The following is an 18,053-nucleotide window of genomic DNA, read 5'->3' on the forward strand; positions in this document are numbered from 1 at the left end:
CGCGTGGCCGGCGCGCGCCGGCTCAACGCACGACCAGCACCGGCACCTGGCTGCGGCTGACCACGGACTGCGTCTGGCTTCCCAGCAGCAGCCGGCGCAGCCCGCGATGCCCGTGCGACGCCATGACCACCAGGTCCGCGCCGCACGCTGTCGTCGTCTCGAGGATGGCTTCGTCGGGCAGCCGGTCGGGCACGTGGACGGCCTCGACCTCCACGCCGGCCGCCGCCCCGCGCTGCCGCACGTCGGCGAGGATCCGTTCGGCGTCCAGCGCGCGCTTGCGGCGCTGTTCCTCGCGCAGCTCGAACGCCAGCGCCAGGCCGGACGGGTCGCCCGGCAGCGGGTCCTGCCAGGGTTCGGACGCGGTCACCACCGTCGCCCGGGCCTGCAGGGCGGCGGCGAGGGCCAGGCCCGCGTCGAGCCCCTTGCCGGCGAGCTCGGAGCCATCGGTCGCGATCAGCAGATGCCTGTACATGGCGCACGCCTCGATCTGGTCGGGCGTCCATCAGGCCACCGCTGCGAACGCGGCGCCTTGATCCTGCTCAATCGCCGGTGTCGATCCGTCAGCCCGGCGGGCGGTCGGGCTTCACGCCGTGTCCCCCGAACGCGTCGCGCATGGCCGACAGCAGCCGGTCGGCATAGGCATTGCCCTCGCGCGAGCGCAGGCGCTCGATCAGCGACTGGGTGATCACCGGCGCGGCCACGTCCAGCTCGATCGCCTCGGCCACCGTCCAGCGTCCCTCGCCCGAATCCGGCACGTAGGGCGCGATGCCCTCGAGCTGCGGATTGCCCGCCAGCGCCTGCGCGGTCAGGTCGAGCAGCCACGAGCGCACCACGCTGCCGTGGCGCCACAGTTCGGCCAGGGCGGCGATGTCGGGCACGAGGTCGTCGCGCCGCTCCAGGATCGCGAAGCCTTCTGCATAGGCCTGCATCATTCCGTACTCGATGCCGTTGTGGATCATCTTGGCGAAATGCCCGGCGCCGCTGGGCCCGACGTGGCCCCAGCCGCGGTCCGCGGCCGGCGCCAGTGCGGCGAACAGCGGCGACAGCCGCTCCGCGACCGCGGCCTCGCCGCCGACCATCAGGCTGTAGCCTTCGGCCAGGCCCCACACGCCGCCGCTGGTGCCGACATCGAGATAGGCGATCCCGCTGTCGCGCAACCCGCGTTCACGCCGCTGGCTGTCGCGGTAGAAGGAATTGCCGCCATCGATGATGGTGTCGCCCGGCGCCAGCAGTGGCTGCAGCGCGGCGATGGTGGCGTCCACCGGCGCGCCGGCCGGCACCATGATCCAGGCCACGCGCGGCGGTTCCAGTGCGGCCACCAGCGCCTCCAGCGACTCCGCCGCCTCCATGCCCGCGGCGACCAGGCGTTCGCGCGCCTCCGGGGCCGGATCGAAGCCCACCACCCGATGGCCGCCCTGGTGCAGCCGCTGCGCCATGTTCGCGCCCATGCGGCCCAGTCCGATCATGCCCAGCTGCATGCTGTCCTCCTCTCGCGTTCGCGTCTGCGGTGCCGTGCATGGTGCACGATGCGCGGGCACCCCGGCGTGCCGGGCGCGGGAACGACGCGGTCCAGTGCGTTCCATCTCCGCATCCGATGATCCAGCCTGCGCACATTGCATGGATGCTGCATGTGGCCTGCGGCACGCGCCTTCCGCAGGACCAGGCCTTCACGCGACCTGGCCCCGGCCGTTGGCATGCTCGAAACGATGAACGCACTGCGAGGTCGCGCCATGTCCGGACGCGAGCGGCGCCGCGAGGCTCCGGCCGACCAGTCCGCCCTGCGCGACGGCCTGACGCCGGCCCAGCTCAAGGCACTGGAGACGCTGGAACACTTCCGCTGGACCCTGAAATTCGTCCGCAGGCCGATGTTCCAGGATCCGGTCCCGGTGGTCTTCGACCGGGATGGCCAGCGTTACGCGGTGCTGCGCAGCGACGGCACGCTGGACGAATCGCCTGGATTCAGGATCCGCGACTGAGCTTCGACCCGGCGGTCGGCCGCATATCGCTACGTCCGGGCGCCCATCGCACCTGCAGCATTGGCGCGCGAGGCAGGGCCCACGATGGCCCCCGTCAGCGATGCAGGGGGTCGCCTGCCGGACGCGTCGATCCCCGACTCAGGCCACCTGCAGATTGGCGTAGGCCAGCACCAGCCATTTCGAACCGCCGTCCTCGAAGTTCACCTGCACCCGCGCGTGCGCGCCGCTGCCTTCGAGATCGGTGACCACGCCACTGCCGAATTTCGCGTGGACCACGTTCTGGCCGAGCTTGAGCCCCGGCGACTGGTCCAGCGATGCGTGGCCCCAGTCGCGTCGCGGCTGCGGACTGTAGGCCGGGCGCGAGACCTGCACCCGCGGCCGCACCTCGCTGAGCAGGGTCGCGGGGATCTCGCGCAGGAAGCGCGACGGCACCCCGTACATGTCCTGGCCGTGCAGGCGCCGGGATTCGGCGTAGCTGAGCACCAGTTTCTGCCGCGCGCGGGTGATGCCGACGTAGGCCAGGCGCCGCTCCTCCTCGAGCCGCCCGCTCTCCTCGATCGAGCGCGCGTTCGGGAACAGGCCTTCCTCCATGCCGGCCAGGAACACCAGCGGGAACTCCAGGCCCTTGGCGCTGTGCAGGCTCATCAGCTGCACCCCGTCCTCGCCGGCCTGGGCCTGGCCCTCGCCGGCCTCGAGCGCGGCGTAGGCGAGGAAGGCGACCAGTTCGGACAGCTGGGCGGCCTCGTCTTCGTCGCCCTTGACGAAGCGCGAGGCGACCGACACCAGCTCGTCCAGGTTGTCCACGCGCGAATCCGCCGCGCCCTTGGACTCGTTGGTGTAGTGCAGTCGCAGACCGGAGCGCAGCAGCACGTGGTCGATCTTGTCCTTGAGCGCAAGTTCGGCCACCTCGCCGGCGAGCGCATCGAGCAGCTGGTGGAAACCGGCCAGCGCGTTGCGCGCGCGCGCGGCGAGCGCGCCCCCCTGCTGCACCCGCAGCGAGGCCTCCCACAGCGACACGCCATCGGTACGCGCGTGGCGCCGCACCTCGTCCAGCGTGCGTTCGCCGATGCCGCGCGTGGGCGTGTTGACCGCACGCTCGAATGCGGCGTCGTCGGCGCGGTTGGCCACCAGCCGCAGGTAGGCCAGGGTGTCCTTGATCTCGGCGCGCTCGAAGAAGCGCACGCCGCCGTAGACGCGGTAGGGCACCTGTTCGGCGAGCAGCGCCTCTTCGAACGCGCGCGACTGGGCGTTGCTGCGGTAGAGCACCGCGCAGTCGCCGTGGCTGCCGCCGCCGTGCACCCACTGCGCGATGCGCTCGACCACGAAACGCGCCTCGTCGATCTCGTTGTAGGCCGCGTACAGGTCGATCGGCTCGCCTTCGCCGCTGTCGGTCCACAGCTGCTTGCCCAGGCGCTCGGGGTTGTGCGCGATCACCGCGTTGGCCGCGCCGAGGATGTTCGCGCTCGAGCGGTAGTTCTGCTCCAGCCGGATGGTGTGCGCGCCCGGATAGTCGCGCAGGAAGCGCTGCATGTTCTCGACCTTGGCGCCGCGCCAGCCGTAGATCGACTGGTCGTCGTCGCCGACCACGAAGACCTGGCCGGTGTCGCCCGCAAGCAGGCGCACGAAGCCGTACTGCACGCCGTTGGTGTCCTGGAACTCGTCGACCAGCAGTTGCCCGAAGCGCTGGCGATAGTGGGCCAGCAGCGCGGGCGTGTCGCGCAGCAGCTCGTGCGCGCGCAGCAGGATCTCGGCGAAATCCACCAGCCCGGCGCGGTCGCAACGCTCCTGGTAGAGCGCATAACTCTTGAGCATCACCTGCGACCACTCGTCGCCGGCCGACTGGATATGCTGGGGGCGGCGGCCCTCATCCTTCTGCGCATTGATCCACCACGCGATCTGCCGCGGCGGGAAGCGCGCCTCGTCGAACTCGAGCTGTTGCACGACGCGCTTGACCAGGCGCAGCTGGTCGTCGCTGTCGAGGATCTGGAAGCCTTCCGGCAGCTTCGCGTCCTGCCAGTGCAGGCGCAGCAGCCGGTGTGCGAGGCCGTGGAAGGTGCCGATCCACAGTCCACGCGAGCCGTGTCGCAACAGCGCGTCGGCGCGATGGCGCATCTCGCCCGCGGCCTTGTTGGTGAAGGTGACGGCGAAGATGCCGTGTACCGGCACCCCGACCACCTCGTTCAGCCAGGCGATGCGGTGGGTGAGGACGCGGGTCTTGCCGCTGCCGGCGCCCGCGAGCACCAGGTAATGGCCCGGGGGCGCGGACACGGCCTCGCGCTGGGCCGGGTTGAGCCCGTCGATCAGGTGGGAAACATCCATCGCCGCATTTTACGCGACCGGGCGTCGCGCCCTCCGCGACGCGCCACGGCGCGGCGTTCAGGCCAGGATGTCGATGAAGCTGTTGATCGACAGCCGCCCCGCCAGTGCATCGGCAGGCGGGATGCGGGCGTTGTCGATATCGCCCGAATGCAGCGAGTTGCGCCGGTAGACGACCAGCCGGTTGAACACGCCGTCGGCCGCGTCGATGCGTTCGAACAGGGGCGAGTCGCCGCGGATGTAGCCGTCGGCCACCTGCTCGCGCCGGCTTTCCTGTTCCAGGGTGGCGAAATAGCCCGCCTGGCGCGACTCGTCCACCGATTCGAAGCCGGTCGCACGGTGGCGGTAGAACGCGGTGCCGCCCCAGTCGCCGCGAAACAGGTAGTGCATCGTCGCCAGGCCATTGCCCTGCACCGAATCGACGTGCGGCACGCGCTGCAGGAACGCGAGCCGATCCGGCGGCAGGGTCACCAGCGAGTAGTGGCACATCGGGAAGGCGAAGCGGCCGCCCGCGGGCAGCCCGAAGTGCGGTGCCAGCAGCGGACGCAGCAACTGCTCCAGAAACGCTTCGTACGACAGTGGGGCCCGGATGCGCAGCCCCGGGAACAACGTGCCCTGCGGCGTGAAGTGGCCGCGCGCGGCCTTGCGCACCAGCCGGTCAGGATCAGCCACGGCCTGGTCGATCACCAGCAGCGGCGCGCCTTCGTTGCCGATGCGGCGTACCTGCAGCCGCAGCCCTGGATGCGGCTGGATCAGCATCGCGCGGTCATGTCGTCAGGCCGCCGCCGACGCCCGCGACCTTGCCGGTCACCCTGGCGTGGGCGCGCGCGCGCTCGTACATGAGTTCCCAGGCCGAGGGCGGCGCCTTGCAGTAGCTGTCCAGGAACTGCTGGTGGCTCGGCATGGCCGCGACCGCGCGTTCGATCGGCTGGCGGATCCCGTCGAACAGGCGCTGCATCGCGTCGTCGGGCAGTGCGCGGGTCAGCGGATGGTGCGCCTTCGGCACCACGCCCTGGCCGAGCATGCAGTGGGTCCAGGAATCGAGCCGGAACAGCTCGTCCTCGCCCTGCGACGCATGCGCGCGGTCGCGGAACATCCGGATGCGGTGCGCGAGGTCTGCCGGCAGCTCCATGTGACGGACCTGCTGCCACATCGGCTCGTCGCGCTGGTTGAGGTGGTAGTGCAGGATGATGAAGTCGCGCACGTGCTCCATCTCGGCGCGGCTGATGTCGTTGTAGCGCTGCACCATCGACTCGTCGATGCCATCGGCCGGAAACAGCTTCAACAGCCGCGCCACCCCGCTGAGGGTGAGGTGGATGCTGGTCGATTCCAGCGGCTCGATGAAGCCGCTGGCCAGGCCCAGCGCGACCACGTTCTTGTTCCAGGCCTTGCGCCGGCGGCCGGTGCGGAACGGGATGATCCACGGATCGCGCAGCGGTCTGGCCGGGTTTTCCGCCAGCAGCTTCGCGGTCGCCTCGTCGTCGGACATGTACGCGTCCGAGAACACGATGCCGCAGCCGATCCGGTGCTGCAGCGCGATCTTCCAGTGCCAGCCGGCCTCGTGCGCGATGGCGCGGGTGTAGGGCACCGCCGGGCCGTCGGCCTCGGTCTGCAGCGCCACGGCGCGGTTGCTCGGCAGCCAGTGGTTCCAGTCCTCGTAGCCGGTGCCCAGCGCCTGTTCGCTGAGCACCGCGCGGCCACCGGTGCAATCGATGAACAGGTCGCCTTCCAGCACGGTACCGTCCTCGAGCACCAGCGCCTCGACATAGCCGGTGTCCGGATGCCGGCGTACCTGCCGGATCTTGCCCTCGACGCGCACCAGGCCCTGGCGCTCGGCGCGCTCGCGCATGTAGGCCGCGTACAGCCCGGCGTCGAAGTGGTAGGCATAGTTGACCTCGAGCCGCTCCGGCGACATCGCCTGCTTGCCCCAGCGCGTCGACCACTGCTGCGCGCCGCCCACCTGGTGACCGGGCAGCGAGAAACGGTCCACGCGGGACGCCACGGTTTCCAGGCAGAAGTCGCCCAGTTCCGAGTGCATGCCGCGGCGCAGGCTGTCGAGCCAGAAGTGGTGGAATTCGCAGGCCCAGCTGCCGAGGCCGGTCAGTCCGAAGGGGTGGAAATAGCGCTGTCCGGGGCGCAGCCAGTTCTCGAACGAGATCGAGAGCTTGAAGCTCGCGGCGACCGAGCTCATGAACTCGCGCTCGTCGATCCCGAGCAGGCGGTGGAAGGTGCGGATGGTGGGGATCGTCGATTCGCCCACGCCCACCGTGCCGATCTGCTCGGATTCCACCAGGGTCACCTCCAGCAGGTCGCGGAACTGGTGGGTCAGCGCGCACGCCGCCACCCAGCCCGCCGTGCCGCCGCCGGCGATGACCACCTTCCGGATCCCGCGCTTCACCTCGTCCAACATGCTCTCTCCCAGTCGTGTGTCGCGCCGCCGCGTCGTCGCGGAGGCCACCCATCATGCGCCAGTCTTCGCTGCCGGCCCGGTCGCCGCCCACACCGACGCATCGGCCGGACAATAGTGCCGGACGAATTCCGAATGCGGCGGCATCGCCTGCACCGCGGCACGGATCGGCTGACGCACCGCATCGAACAGACGCCGCATCTCGGCTTCCGGCAGCGCCAGCGCCAGCGGATGGAACTGGCGCGGCACGATCCCCTGTCCCAGCATCACGTGCAGCCAGGAATCGGGCCGGAACAGGTCGTCCTCGTCCTGCCAGACATAGGCGCGCTCACGGAACAGCGCGATGCGCTCGGCCAGCGAGTCCGGCACCGCCATCTCCCGGCATTCACGCCACAGCGGCTCGTCGCGCGCATTGGCGTGGTAGTGCAGGATGATGAAGTCGCGCACGTCCTCCATCTCGTGGCGGCTGATGGCGTTGTAGCGCGCCACCATCTCCGCTGCGATGCCCTCCATCGGGAACATCTGCACCAGGCGTACCGCGGCGGACGCCACCATGTGGATGCTGGTCGACTCCAGCGGCTCGACGAAGCCGCTCGACAGCCCGATCGCCACTACGTTGCGGTTCCACGCCAGGCGCCGCCGGCCGGTGGTGAACGGCACGACCACCGGATCGCGGATCGGAGTTCCACTCGCCTCGCGCAGCAGGCGCCGGCGCGCCTCGTCGTCGGACATGTGCCGGCTCGAATACACCCAGCCGTTGCCGATCCGGTGCTGCAGCGGGATCTGCCAGCGCCAGCCGGCCTCGTGCGCGATCGCACGCGTGTATGGCACGGCGGGGCCCTCGAGGCGCGTCTGCAGCGCCACCGCGCGATCGCAGGGAAGCCAACGGGTCCAGTCCTCGTAGCCGGTCTGCAGGGCCTGCTCGATCAGCAGCCCGCGGAAGCCGCTGCAGTCGATGAACAGGTCGCCGTCGACGCTGCGGCCATCGTCGAGCCGCAGCGATTCGACGAACCCCGACTCCGGGTCGAGCACCACCTCGGCGATCCGGCCCTCGATCCGTCGCAGCCCGTAGCCTTCGGCGACACGGCGCAGGAACCGCGCGTACAGCCCGGCGTCCAGATGGTAGGCGTAGGTGAGCTCGGCCCGGCCGGGCGGACCGGGCGTGCGCGGGGCGCGCGTCGACCATTCACCGGCACCGGCGTCGGGCTGTCCGCCGATCAGGAACCGTCGCTCGCGCGAGGCCACCGCTTCCAGGCAGAAGTCGGCCAGCGGGGCCTGCAGGCCCCGGCTCTGCGCGGCCAGCCAGAACTGGTGGAACTCGCAGGCCCAGGTCCCCATCCCGGTGAACCCGAAGGGATGGAAGAACTGCCGGCCCGGGCGCAGCCAGTCCTCGAACGAGATCGACAGCTTGAAGCTGGCCGAGGTCGCGCGCATGAATTCGCGCTCGTCGATCTGCAGCAGCTGGTGCAGGCGTCGGATCGGCGGGATGGTGGATTCGCCGACCCCGATCGTGCCGATCTGCTCGGACTCGACCAGGGTGATCTCCAGCAGGTCGCGGAACTGGTGCGACAGCACGGCGGCGGTCAGCCAGCCGGCGGTGCCGCCCCCGGCGATGACCACCCTGCGGACCCTCGGTGCCCCCATGTGCCCTCCCCGGCACGTCGGTCAGCGGTTGAGCCTGGCGATCAGCCAGGCGCGCAGCTGGCGCGCCATGTTCTCGTCGATCGGCGCCAGCGCCTTGCGCGCCGGCTCCGGGAGGTGCTCGCCCGCACGTTCCGCGGGACCGAACACGTAATGGTCGAACACCTCGCGCCAGGCCTGCTTCTCGCGCTCGGGCCGGTCGCGGATCGACCACAGCGCGTGGTAGAGCGCATGCATCGGGGTGGGAATCCACGCCGGCATGCTGCTCCACCAGTAGTTGACCAGCACGTTGAACGGCTCCAGGCCTTGCACGTGGTGCCACCACATGCTGGGGATGAAGATCGCATCCCCGGGTTCGAGCACCGCGCTGAGGGCGTGTTCGAGCGCCTCGCGGAAGCGCGGGTAGCGCTCGAAGCCCGGCGCGGCGAAGTCGACGACGCTCACCGCCTGCCCGCCCGGAGTCGGATCCAGCGGCCCGGGATACAGGTTGTGGATCTGCTCCGGCGGAAACAGGGTGAACCGGCGCCGGCCGACGGCGCAGCAGGCGATGTTGTCCGGCGCATCGTAGTGGCACGACGCGGTGATGCGGTTGCCGATCCAGATCGCCGGCGGGGCGTCGACGCCGTGCGCGGCGAAATCGAGATCGTTGCGGGTGCGCAGGCCCGGAAGCACGCTGTCGACCGGCACCGAGGCGATGTAATGGGTCGGCGGATGCGGATCGTCCAGGTGCGCGGCGATTTCGTCCAGCACCGTGTCCAGGGTGCCGCGCAGGGCCTGCGTGTTGAGCGTGGTGAAATCGGCGCTGTAGAAGGGCCGCCCCGCCGTCTCCGGCGGTCCCCAGGAATAGGGCAGCGGGCGGCCGTTGTCGTGTGCGCGCAGATGCGCCATCGCGGCCTGCGGCGATTCGCGTCCGGCCTCGACCAGGCTCCAGCCCGCGGCGATCCCCTTCAGCACGACCGGTTCGCCGCCCTCGAGCAGCGCCTGCAGCGGCAACGCGTCCGGACGGCAGCCGTCGAGTTCGCGCACCGGTGCGGGCGATGTGGCCATCGTGGTCAGCCGGCCTGTTCCGTCTCGGCCTGCGCGCGCAACCGGCGCTGCTTTTCCGCGATCAGGCGACGCATGTTGTAGAGCGAGGACAGCATCAGATACACGCCTTCGAGCAGGCCTGTCCGGTGCAGTCCGTGCAGCGATTCAGCGTCGAGCCCGGCGAGGCGCTCGCGATCGATGCCGTACAGGCCGGTGAGTCGCGCGCCGTTCGCATCGTCGAAACGCAGGTCCAGCTCCACCGGTTCGATCAGCCCGAGCGCGTCCAGCGACGCGTACATCGCGCGGCCCGCCTCGGTACCGTCGTGGATGCCCTTGAGCACGGTGGTCACGTGGTCCAGATACGGACTGTGTCCGCCCTTTGGCAGGAATACGGCCACGCCCTGGCCGTCGCGCGAGACGCGCGGGTGATCGAGGTCGACGTGGATCACCGGCTCGCGCCGCAGTTCCCCGCCCTGCATCTGCTCCTGGAAGCCGATCAGGAACGGGCCGCGCGCGATCGCGCCCGGCAGGTAGCCGGCGTTCCAGCGCTCGCCGTCCAGGTACAGGTTCTCGCCGCCGTCGAAGCCCAGCAGGGCGACGGCGTGGAACCCTTTGTCTCCCTCTTCCCGCCGCAGGAAGATGGGGTACTCACGCTGCAGCTCTGCGAACTCGGTCGGAAAGGCGGGTACCAGGCCCGCAGGATCGCCCAGCCCCACGCCGAAGCGGGTGACCACGCGCAGGTCCTTGTGGGCCACGTTGTCGAGCAGTTCGTATCGCGCCATGTCGGTTCCGGCAGCGGTCACGGCCGGTGCCCGGCGCGCCCGCGGATTGGATCGGGAGTGCGCCGTGCAGGCCGCGGTTGATGCTCATCATGCCCGTCCCGCGCACGGAAATCGAGGCATGGGATGGCCATAAATGCCATAAAAAAGGGCCGCTGCGCGCGCAGCGGCCCCATCCTTCACACCATCCGGGCCTTGGAGAGGTTCGGCGTCAGAAGGTGTAGCGGATTGCTGCCATGTAGCGCGGGCTCTGGTCGAGCAGACGCACCATCTGGAGCTCGTTGCGCGAGCGCCAGCGGACGTCTTCGCCCGTCAGGTTGATCGCTTCCAGCCCGACCGCCCAGTTGTCGTCCAACTGCTTGGTCACGCTCAGATCCCACTGCTGGTATTCCTCGACGTAAAACGGGTTGGTCGAGGCACCCTGGTTGGCGGCGGTCAGGTACTCATCACGCCAGTTCCAGGCCAGTCGCGCAGTCCAGCCGTACTTCTCGTACATGAACACGGCATTGGCGGTGTCGCTCAGGCCGGTCAGCGCGAACTGCTCGACGCCTGGAGCGGCGCCATCGTCGATCCCGACGTCACCATTGACCTTGGTGTAGTTCGCCTGGATGCCGAAGCCGCTGTCGCCGAAGAAGTACTGGCTGCCCAGCTCGAAACCGTCGATGTTGGCCTTCTGCTGGTTGATCGGGCGGTTGACGTTGAACAGGTACAGCGGATCGTCCGCTTCGCCGATAAACGCACGTCCCGGCTGTCGCACCAGCTGCTCCATGGCGTTCCATTGCGCATCGGTTCCCTCGTACGCCGCCAGGCCGCCGGTCACGTCGGCATTGCGCAGCAGCGCGGCCGCCGTGAACAGGGCGATGGCGTTGGCACCGCAGGCATGCGGCGCCGCATCGGCACCGACCTGGGCATCGCACGCGGCGCTGTTCAGGAAGTCCAGAGCCGCCTGCGCGTCGGGACCACCGGTCGGGTCACGCAGCCCGTACAGATTCTCCTGCACCTGGGTGTTGCCGATGAAGTTGTTCACGCGCTTGTCGAAGTACGTCAGCGACACGTAGCTGGCCGGGGCGAAGTACCACTCCAGCGCCACGTCGACGTTGTCGGACTCGAGCGGCATCAGCCCGGGGTTCTGGGCACTGCCGTTCGCACGGAAGCCCAGCAGCACCGAGCCGTTGGGGGCATTCGCCGTCGGGCCGGAGTACAGGTTGCCGTAAGGCGGACGCGCGATCGTCTGGCTGAGCGAGACGCGCCCCTTCAGCGAACTGGTGAAGTCGAGGCTGAAGTCCAGGTTCGGCAACCAGTAGTTGTACTCCGCCTCTTCGGCGAAGGGCTCCTGGTCGGCGGACGGATTGATCGCGAAGTCGTTGTCGCCGTTCCAAGCGATCGCCTGCGGCACCTGGAGCGACGACACGGACCTGAGATCGGTCTGCTCGTAGCGTGCGCCCAGCACGAGGTTGAACGGCATCGCGCCCAGCTCGCCGTCGAACTCGTACTGGATGTACGCGGCGCTGGTCTTTTCCTCGATCAGGTTGTCGTTGTTGTACTGGCCGTTGAAGTTCGACGGGGTGCCGTAGAACCCGGTCGCCCACTGGGCCAGCTGGCTGGCGTTGCCCCACCAGGCGTTCTGCGGAGCACCGTTGGTGCTGTAGTCGTCGAACAGGCCCGAGATGTTGATTGGACGGATCAGATCCTGGAATCCGGGCTCCTCGCCGACGTTGTCCACGCTCCAGTTGCCGAGCACCTGCTGGTTGTCGTTCGAGGTCAGGCGACGCATCTCCACCTTGGACGAGTCGATACCGAACGACAGGCGACCGTTGTCGAAATCGAACGCACCGTCGATCCGGCCCTGCTCGATCTTGCTGTCCTGGCGCGAGTACCAGATACGCTGGATCTGGGTGCCCACCTGCTCCGGCGGGAACGCCGGGTTCACGACGCCGTTGACGTTGTTGAACGCGTCGTCCGCATTCGGCGAGGTGGGGTACCAGGTCCGCGCCATGAGCGGCAGGCCGGTATTGAACCAGTATTCCTGCGCCCAGTTGCCGCCGCAGTACGGGCCGCCGGCGGATTGGCACGCGCTGGTGCCGGCGAACGAGAACGCCGTCGAGCTGGCACCCGTGATCGGGTCGTTGGGCAGGCTCTTGTTCTCGGTGCTGTGGGCGTCGAACTCGAAGCTCAGCCGGTCGGTCGCCTGCCAGGCGGCATTGAAGCCGATCGAGTCCAGCTTGTACTTCTGCTCCTGGCGCTGCTGCTCGTAGCCGAAGTCCTTGGTGCCCACGATCTCGCGGATGTAGGTCGGCACCGCCAGCGGGCCGCTGGTATCGAACTCGATGCGCGAGAACGGACCCTGGTTGAGCCACTGGGTCTGCTCGCCGCGATCCTCGGAGATCTCGTTGGTCGAATGGGTGTAATCGAGGGTCAGGGTGATCGCATCGGTCGGCGCGAACTGCAGCACGCCCTGGGCGTTGATGCGCTGGCGCTCGAAGTTGGAGAACGCGTAGCGCAGGTCGGCGGGCACCGAGTACAGCGAGCCCTCCGCCGGCGCGTTGATGACCTCGACGCGGTCGCCCCACGCTTCGGGAGTACCGGTCCAGCGCGACACCCGCCACTCGTTCTCGGTCGCCTGGACCTCGCCGCCCTTGCGCTGCTGGAAGCTGGTGCTCAGGCTGGCGCCCCAGCGCTTGTCGTCGCTGGCGAAGCTGATGATCGAAGAGATTTCGGGGGTGATGCTGTCGCCGATGACCTGCGACTGGTCGCTGCCGAGCTTGAGGCCGGCGTTCATCGTCAGGCCGGAGGGCAGGTTCAGCGGGCGGTTGGTGAGGATGTCGACCGTGGCGCCGATGCCGCCGCTCGGGACGTCAGAACGACCGGTCTTGTAGACCGTGATGCCGCTGATCGCCTCGGACGCCAGCTGCGCGAAATTGAACCCGCGGGTGCCGGCACCGGTACCGCCCGTGATCTGGTCACCATTGCCGAACGCGTCCGCGCCCGGGATCTGGCGGCCGTTGAGCGTGACCATGTTGTAGCCGGGGCCGAAGCCGCGCGCGGTGATCTGCGCGCCTTCGCCGTTGCGGCGTTCGATCGAGATGCCGGTGATGCGCTGCAGCGACTCGGCCAGGTTGGTGTCCGGGAACTTGCCGATGTCTTCTGCGCTGATCGCGTCGACGACACCGGAGGTGTCGCGCTTGATCCCCATCGAGTTCTCGAGGCTGTTGCGCAGGCCCGTGACGACGATGGTGTCCAGCGTGGAGGCGTCTTCGCCCGTGGTCTGCGTCTGCTGCGCGGCGGGCTGCTGCGGGGCAGGGTCCTGCGCGAATGCGGGGTTGATGACCAGCATGCCACCCACGAAGGTGAACATTGCCTTCGACTTCAAGCCCTTCAATTTATGGTTCATGGAATTATGTCCTCAGCACTGGATTGGAGCGAAGAAAAGCATGTCGCTTGCGCATGGCGGCGAGTCAGGCCCACCACCCGCTTCAGTGCGGGACTTGAATCTGCACGTGTTCATCCGACTGCCCTCCCCGTTATGCATGACTTTCAGTAGGAATCCTTCGATGACGCCCTCCTCCGGGCAACCGCGGCACCGTGACGCCCTCCGCGTGTCAACCAACACTCTTCAACCGGGTTCTCTCCCCACGCCGACTGCCCCAGGCCTCGGCCGCGTTCGCGCCCTCGGCAATGGAATTCAGTGGTCGTGTTTCACGGCCCCGGCCCTGCTTCCCTGCAGTTGTTATTTTTGTTAGCGCTAACATTAACGCGCTGAATTGATAACATGGCGTTAGTTGAGGTGTCACTTTGCAGTGCAGCAAGACGATGCGAAGCGCATGACAGCGCGATCGTTGCCCGCGAAACGGACACGCATCCCCGTGTGAATGCGCTGCAATCAAGACGTTTTCCGGGCCCTCACGAGAGACGCCGGGATTCGACCGCGGGTGCGTGGAACACCCTTCACATCGGCCACTTGCCCGTTTCAGGGCTAGGTGGCGCCTATAGCCCGAGAAGACGACGTGCGTTTACGGACGCACGGACCGAGGGTGCCTCCATCCTGCCCGCGATCAGCAGCCTGTGCCATGCGACTTTCGCCCATCTCCCGCGATGGCGCGTGCGCCGTTGCGTCAATGCGTCGCCGCGTGCTCGCGCCGGGCGGTGCTGCCGGTCATCAGCTTGTCGGTATAGGCGATGCCCATCGCCGACAGGATGAAGGCGGCATGGATGATCGACTGCCACATCACGCCAGCGGCCGTGACCTTCGTGCACGTGGGCTCGGCCAGCACCAGTCCGTCGGCGACCGCTCCCGCGTGGGTGACCATGGCCGCGATGTACTCGGTGCTGCCGCAGACCGGCAGGCCCACCTCGCCCGCGGCGATGAAGGTCTTGAGCAGGTGGATCGAGGAGATGCCGATGATCGCCATCGCCAGCTTGACCTTGAGCACGCTCGCGTTGACGTGGCTCAGCCACTCGGGCTGGTCGGGATGGTTCTGCAGCCCCAGGCGCGATACGAAGGTCTCGTAGCCGCCGACGATCACCATCACCAGCAAGTTGGAGATCATCACCACGTCGATCAGCCCCAGGACCAGCAGCATGATCCCCTGCTCGGTCAGGGTGTTGGCGTCGGTCACCAGGTGCGTGAGTTCCTTGATGAACAGGAAGACGTAGACGCACTGCGCGACGATGAGACCGAGGTACAGCGGCAACTGCAGCCAGCGCGAACCGAAGATCACATGGGCGAGCGGCGGCAGGCGCGGGTTGGGCGGGGCGGTGGACATCGTGGCCTGCGGATCGGTGGGGTGCGCGGAGGTTAGCCGTGCCCGCGGTGGCTGCCAAGCGCTGCGCGGGCGGTGGCGTGCGGGACCGAAGGGCCGCTGCGCGATGTCGATGCTGCGACGCACACGAATACACGCCGGATCAAGTCCTTGCACGCGCGCGGCAGCACCACGGGGCGGAAATTTGACAACGTTGTCACGCGCCCTGTACAAGCACTCGGGCACCGGGGTCCGGCGCCGCGACGCGAGGAGAGGCGCATCGCTGGCGGCCGGCCATGCGGGGCCGGCGGCGGTCGGGAGGGGAGATGCCCGGCCGCCGCCATTTGCTTTCCGACCCATCACTTCCGAAATGGCAGGCCCCATGACCACCCATCAGACCCGCTGGTCGCAGTTCGGCGTCCTGGTCACCGTGTTCTTCTTCTGGGGCTTCGTCGCCGCCAGCAACGAGATCCTGATCCCGGTCTTCAAGAATGCCTTCGGGCTCACCCAGGCGCAGAGCCAGTACGTGGCGGTGGCGTTCTACGTCGCCTACACCGTGGGCTCGATCATCTACTTCCTGACATCGCGCCTGATCGGCGCGGACGTGCTCAACCGCATCGGCTACAAGAACGGCATCTCGCTGGGCCTGCTGATCTCGGCGATGGGCACCCTGCTGTTCTACCCGGCGGCCAATGCGGGCTCGTTCGGACTGATGCTCTCGGGCCTGTTCATCGTCGGCCTCGGCTTCTCGCTGCAGCAGATCGCCGCCAACCCGCTGGCGATCATGATGGGCAACCCGGCCACCGGCGCGCAGCGCCTGACGCTGGCCGGCGGCGTCAACAACTTCGGCACCACGATCGGCCCGCTGCTGGTGAGCCTGGCGATCTTCGGAAGCGTCGCCGCCGGCGGCAACGTGGCCAACATCGAGGCGGTCAAGACGCCCTACCTGATCCTCGGCGCGGCCTTCGTGCTGGTGGCGCTGTTCCTGAAATTCTCCTCGGTGCCCAACCACATCGACCTGGAGGAGATCGCGCGCGACGAAGCCGAGGATCCTGCACGCCTGGCGCACAAGCCGTCGGCGTTCTCCTACCCGCAGCTGGTGCTGGGGATGATCGCGATCTTCGTCTACGTCGGGGTCGAGGTGTCGACCATCGCCAATCTGCCCGCCTACCTCAAGCTGCCGGTCGAACAGGGCGGGCTGGGGCTGGACATCTCGATGATCGCGCCGTTCGTGTCGCTGTACTGGGCCAGCCTGATGATCGGGCGCTGGGCGGGCGCGGCGGGTGCGTTCGGCGCGCCCATCGGCGTGCGCCGCATGCTGACCCTGCTGCTGCCGTACCTCGCGTTCGGCGTGTTCCTGGCGGTCAACACCTTCGCCGGCTATTCGGTCGGACAGTTCCTGCTGTACGGCGCGGTGATCGTGGTGATGATCGCGGCCACCTTCGCCAGCCGCGGCAATCCGGCGCGGATGCTGCTGTACTTCGCGCTGTGCGGCATCGCCGCGCTGCTGATCGGCATGAGCACCACGGGCATGACCAGCGTGGTGGCCTTCATCAGCGTGGGCCTGTTCTGCAGCACGATGTGGCCGTGCATCTTCGCCCTCGCCATCACCGGACTGGGGCGCAACACCGGACAGGGCAGCAGCCTGCTGGTGATGATGATCATGGGCGGCGGACTGGTCAGCTGGCTTCAGGGCTGGATCGCCGACCACCACGGCATCCACACCAGCTTCATCGTCGGCGTCGTCTGCTTCGCGTACCTGGCGTTCTATGCCGCGCGCACGCCCGGCCTGCTGCGGCGGCAGGGGATCGACCTCGACAAGCTGACGGCGCAGGGCGGTCACTGACGGGCCTCACGCACCGGCCGCGCCCTGCTCTCGGGGCGGCCGGACGTGATGAAATAGCCGCCCGTTCCACGTGACCCGTCCATGAGCCACGCCGTCACGACGACCGAACTGTTCCTGATCGCCATGGCGGTGATCTTCGCCGTGCCGTACCTCGTCTGGCGGCTGGCGCGGACCGACTACTGGGCACCGCTGGTGGTGGTGCAGATCATCGCCGGGATCCTGCTCGGCCCGGGCGTGCTGGGCCGCGCGATGCCGGAGCTGCACGCCGCGGTGTTCAACCCCGACGTGATCACCGCGCTCAACGGCCTGGCGTGGTGGGGCGTGATGCTGTTCGTGATGATCGCCGGCATCGAACTCGACGTGCGCCAGGCCTGGGCCAACCGGCGCGAAACCGGAGTGACCGCCGGGCTGGCGCTGGGCGTGCCGCTGGCGGCCGGTGCGCTGGTGGCGCTGGGCATGCTCGGCCTCGATGGCTGGATCGGCCCCGCGGGACTGCCCTGGCAGTTCGTCGTCGGCGTCGGCATGGCCTGCGCGGTGACCGCGCTGCCGATCCTGATCCTGTTCATGGAGAAGCTGCAGATCCTGCGCGCGCCCATGGGCCAGCGCATCCTGCGCTACGCCAGCCTCGACGACATCGCGATCTGGGGCGTGCTGGCGCTGGTGCTGATGGATTGGGAGCGGATCGGCCGGCAGGGCGCGTTCCTGCTCGCATTCGGCCTGGCCTGCGTCGCGTTCCGCAGGCTGATGCGGTCGATCCCCGCGCACGACCGCTGGTACGTGATGCTGGTGTGGCTTGCGGTCTGCGCGTTCGGTGCCGACTGGGCCGGCCTGCACTTCATGGTCGGCGCGTTCCTGGCCGGTGTGGTGATGGACGCGGAGTGGTTCGAACAGGAGACGATGGACCTGCTGCGCCATCACGTGCTGCTGGTGATCATGCCGGTGTTCTTCCTGAGCACCGGGCTGCGCACGTCCTGGGACATCGGAGGCAGCGTGGTCTTCCTCGCGGCGGGCGCGCTGCTGGTGGCCTCCGTCGCCGGCAAGCTGGCCGGCGTGCACATCGCCGGGCGCGTGCTCGGCTGGAAGTCCGGCGAAGCCTCGATCATCGGCTGGCTGCTGCAGACCAAGGCGCTGATCATGATCATCTTCGCCAACATCCTGCTCGACAAGCGGATCATCACCAGCGAGACCTTCACCGCGCTGCTGCTGATGGCGGTGGCGAGCACGATGCTGTCGATTCCGGTGGTGGCGCCGAAGCTGCGTGCGCTCGGCGCGTCCACGGATGCCCGCATCGATCCCGCGGCCCGCACCGGCCTGCCCTGAGCC

At 68.5% G+C, this 18,053-nt stretch carries 13 protein-coding genes; 3 read left to right on the plus strand and 10 right to left on the minus strand.

Going from position 1 to position 18,053, the window contains the following annotated elements:
• Positions 1-22 precede the first annotated feature (22 nt).
• Together QFW81_RS04660 and gnd are read right to left on the minus strand one after the other, a co-directional pair.
• Positions 23-472, minus strand: coding sequence for a universal stress protein (locus QFW81_RS04660; protein ID WP_280577423.1), 450 nt, complete (start codon positions 470-472; stop codon positions 23-25).
• An 88-nt stretch (positions 473-560) separates the two neighbouring features.
• On the minus strand, positions 561-1,619 hold the full coding sequence (gene gnd / locus QFW81_RS04665) for a phosphogluconate dehydrogenase (NAD(+)-dependent, decarboxylating) (protein WP_331488031.1): 1,059 nt from the start codon (positions 1,617-1,619) through the stop codon (positions 561-563).
• 111 nt (positions 1,620-1,730) lie between these two features.
• Between gnd and QFW81_RS04670 the strand changes: the two genes are divergently transcribed.
• A complete protein-coding gene (locus tag QFW81_RS04670) occupies positions 1,731-1,976 on the plus strand; it encodes a hypothetical protein (protein ID WP_280577425.1) in 246 nt (81 codons plus the stop codon).
• A gap of 138 nt (positions 1,977-2,114) precedes the next feature.
• On the opposite strand, the gene uvrD is transcribed toward QFW81_RS04670, so the two are convergent.
• The 8 genes from uvrD to QFW81_RS04710 form a co-directional block, all read right to left on the minus strand.
• Positions 2,115-4,295 carry a DNA helicase II gene (uvrD, locus tag QFW81_RS04675; protein ID WP_280577426.1) on the minus strand — a complete coding sequence of 727 codons (2,181 nt, stop codon included), beginning with the start codon at positions 4,293-4,295 and terminating at the stop codon, positions 2,115-2,117.
• A gap of 57 nt (positions 4,296-4,352) precedes the next feature.
• Positions 4,353-5,051: a DUF6445 family protein gene (locus QFW81_RS04680; RefSeq protein ID WP_280577427.1), complete on the minus strand. Its 699-nt coding sequence runs from the start codon at positions 5,049-5,051 to the stop codon at positions 4,353-4,355.
• A gap of 7 nt (positions 5,052-5,058) precedes the next feature.
• Positions 5,059-6,702 (minus strand): tryptophan halogenase family protein, encoded by a 1,644-nt coding sequence (locus tag QFW81_RS04685; protein WP_280577428.1) that lies wholly within the window; start codon positions 6,700-6,702, stop codon positions 5,059-5,061.
• Between the two features lie 51 nt (positions 6,703-6,753).
• A complete protein-coding gene (locus QFW81_RS04690) occupies positions 6,754-8,343 on the minus strand; it encodes a tryptophan halogenase family protein (RefSeq protein WP_280577429.1) in 1,590 nt (529 codons plus the stop codon).
• Positions 8,344-8,364: 21 nt separating this feature from the next.
• Entirely contained in the window at positions 8,365-9,387 is a 1,023-nt protein-coding gene (locus QFW81_RS04695) for a cupin-like domain-containing protein (RefSeq protein WP_280577430.1), read from the minus strand.
• Positions 9,388-9,392: 5 nt separating this feature from the next.
• Complete coding sequence (locus QFW81_RS04700) at positions 9,393-10,148, minus strand: SapC family protein (RefSeq protein ID WP_280577431.1); 756 nt, start codon at positions 10,146-10,148, stop codon at positions 9,393-9,395.
• A 208-nt stretch (positions 10,149-10,356) separates the two neighbouring features.
• Complete coding sequence (locus tag QFW81_RS04705; protein ID WP_280577432.1) at positions 10,357-13,536, minus strand: TonB-dependent receptor; 3,180 nt, start codon at positions 13,534-13,536, stop codon at positions 10,357-10,359.
• A 721-nt stretch (positions 13,537-14,257) separates the two neighbouring features.
• Positions 14,258-14,908: a TIGR00645 family protein gene (locus QFW81_RS04710; RefSeq protein ID WP_280577433.1), complete on the minus strand. Its 651-nt coding sequence runs from the start codon at positions 14,906-14,908 to the stop codon at positions 14,258-14,260.
• A gap of 358 nt (positions 14,909-15,266) precedes the next feature.
• Here QFW81_RS04710 and QFW81_RS04715 point away from each other — a divergent pair, with 358 nt between their 5' ends.
• Together QFW81_RS04715 and QFW81_RS04720 are read left to right on the plus strand one after the other, a co-directional pair.
• Entirely contained in the window at positions 15,267-16,730 is a 1,464-nt protein-coding gene (locus QFW81_RS04715; RefSeq protein ID WP_280577434.1) for an MFS transporter, read from the plus strand.
• An 81-nt stretch (positions 16,731-16,811) separates the two neighbouring features.
• On the plus strand, positions 16,812-18,050 hold the full coding sequence (locus tag QFW81_RS04720) for a cation:proton antiporter (RefSeq protein WP_280577436.1): 1,239 nt from the start codon (positions 16,812-16,814) through the stop codon (positions 18,048-18,050).
• The last annotated feature ends 3 nt before the right edge of the window (positions 18,051-18,053 follow it).

The sequence above is a fragment of the Luteimonas kalidii genome (genome assembly GCF_029887935.1).
Classification (GTDB): Bacteria; Pseudomonadota; Gammaproteobacteria; order Xanthomonadales; family Xanthomonadaceae; genus Luteimonas; species Luteimonas kalidii.

Bases quoted from the DNA above. Each gene is read 5' to 3' on its own strand.
- QFW81_RS04660 (WP_280577423.1), bottom strand. From the start codon at position 472: ATGTACAGGCATCTGCTGATCGCGACCGATGGCTCCGAGCTCGCCGGC.
- QFW81_RS04685 (WP_280577428.1), bottom strand. From the start codon at position 6,702: ATGTTGGACGAGGTGAAGCGCGGGATCCGGAAGGTGGTCATCGCCGGC.
- QFW81_RS04705 (WP_280577432.1), bottom strand. From the start codon at position 13,536: ATGAACCATAAATTGAAGGGCTTGAAGTCGAAGGCAATGTTCACCTTC.
- QFW81_RS04720 (WP_280577436.1), top strand. From the start codon at position 16,812: ATGAGCCACGCCGTCACGACGACCGAACTGTTCCTGATCGCCATGGCG.
- QFW81_RS04715 (WP_280577434.1), top strand. From the start codon at position 15,267: ATGACCACCCATCAGACCCGCTGGTCGCAGTTCGGCGTCCTGGTCACC.
- uvrD (WP_280577426.1), bottom strand. From the start codon at position 4,295: ATGGATGTTTCCCACCTGATCGACGGGCTCAACCCGGCCCAGCGCGAG.
- QFW81_RS04690 (WP_280577429.1), bottom strand. From the start codon at position 8,343: ATGGGGGCACCGAGGGTCCGCAGGGTGGTCATCGCCGGGGGCGGCACC.
- QFW81_RS04700 (WP_280577431.1), bottom strand. From the start codon at position 10,148: ATGGCGCGATACGAACTGCTCGACAACGTGGCCCACAAGGACCTGCGC.
- QFW81_RS04680 (WP_280577427.1), bottom strand. From the start codon at position 5,051: ATGCTGATCCAGCCGCATCCAGGGCTGCGGCTGCAGGTACGCCGCATC.
- gnd (WP_331488031.1), bottom strand. From the start codon at position 1,619: ATGCAATGTGCGCAGGCTGGATCATCGGATGCGGAGATGGAACGCACT.
- QFW81_RS04710 (WP_280577433.1), bottom strand. From the start codon at position 14,908: ATGTCCACCGCCCCGCCCAACCCGCGCCTGCCGCCGCTCGCCCATGTG.
- QFW81_RS04695 (WP_280577430.1), bottom strand. From the start codon at position 9,387: ATGGCCACATCGCCCGCACCGGTGCGCGAACTCGACGGCTGCCGTCCG.
- QFW81_RS04670 (WP_280577425.1), top strand. From the start codon at position 1,731: ATGTCCGGACGCGAGCGGCGCCGCGAGGCTCCGGCCGACCAGTCCGCC.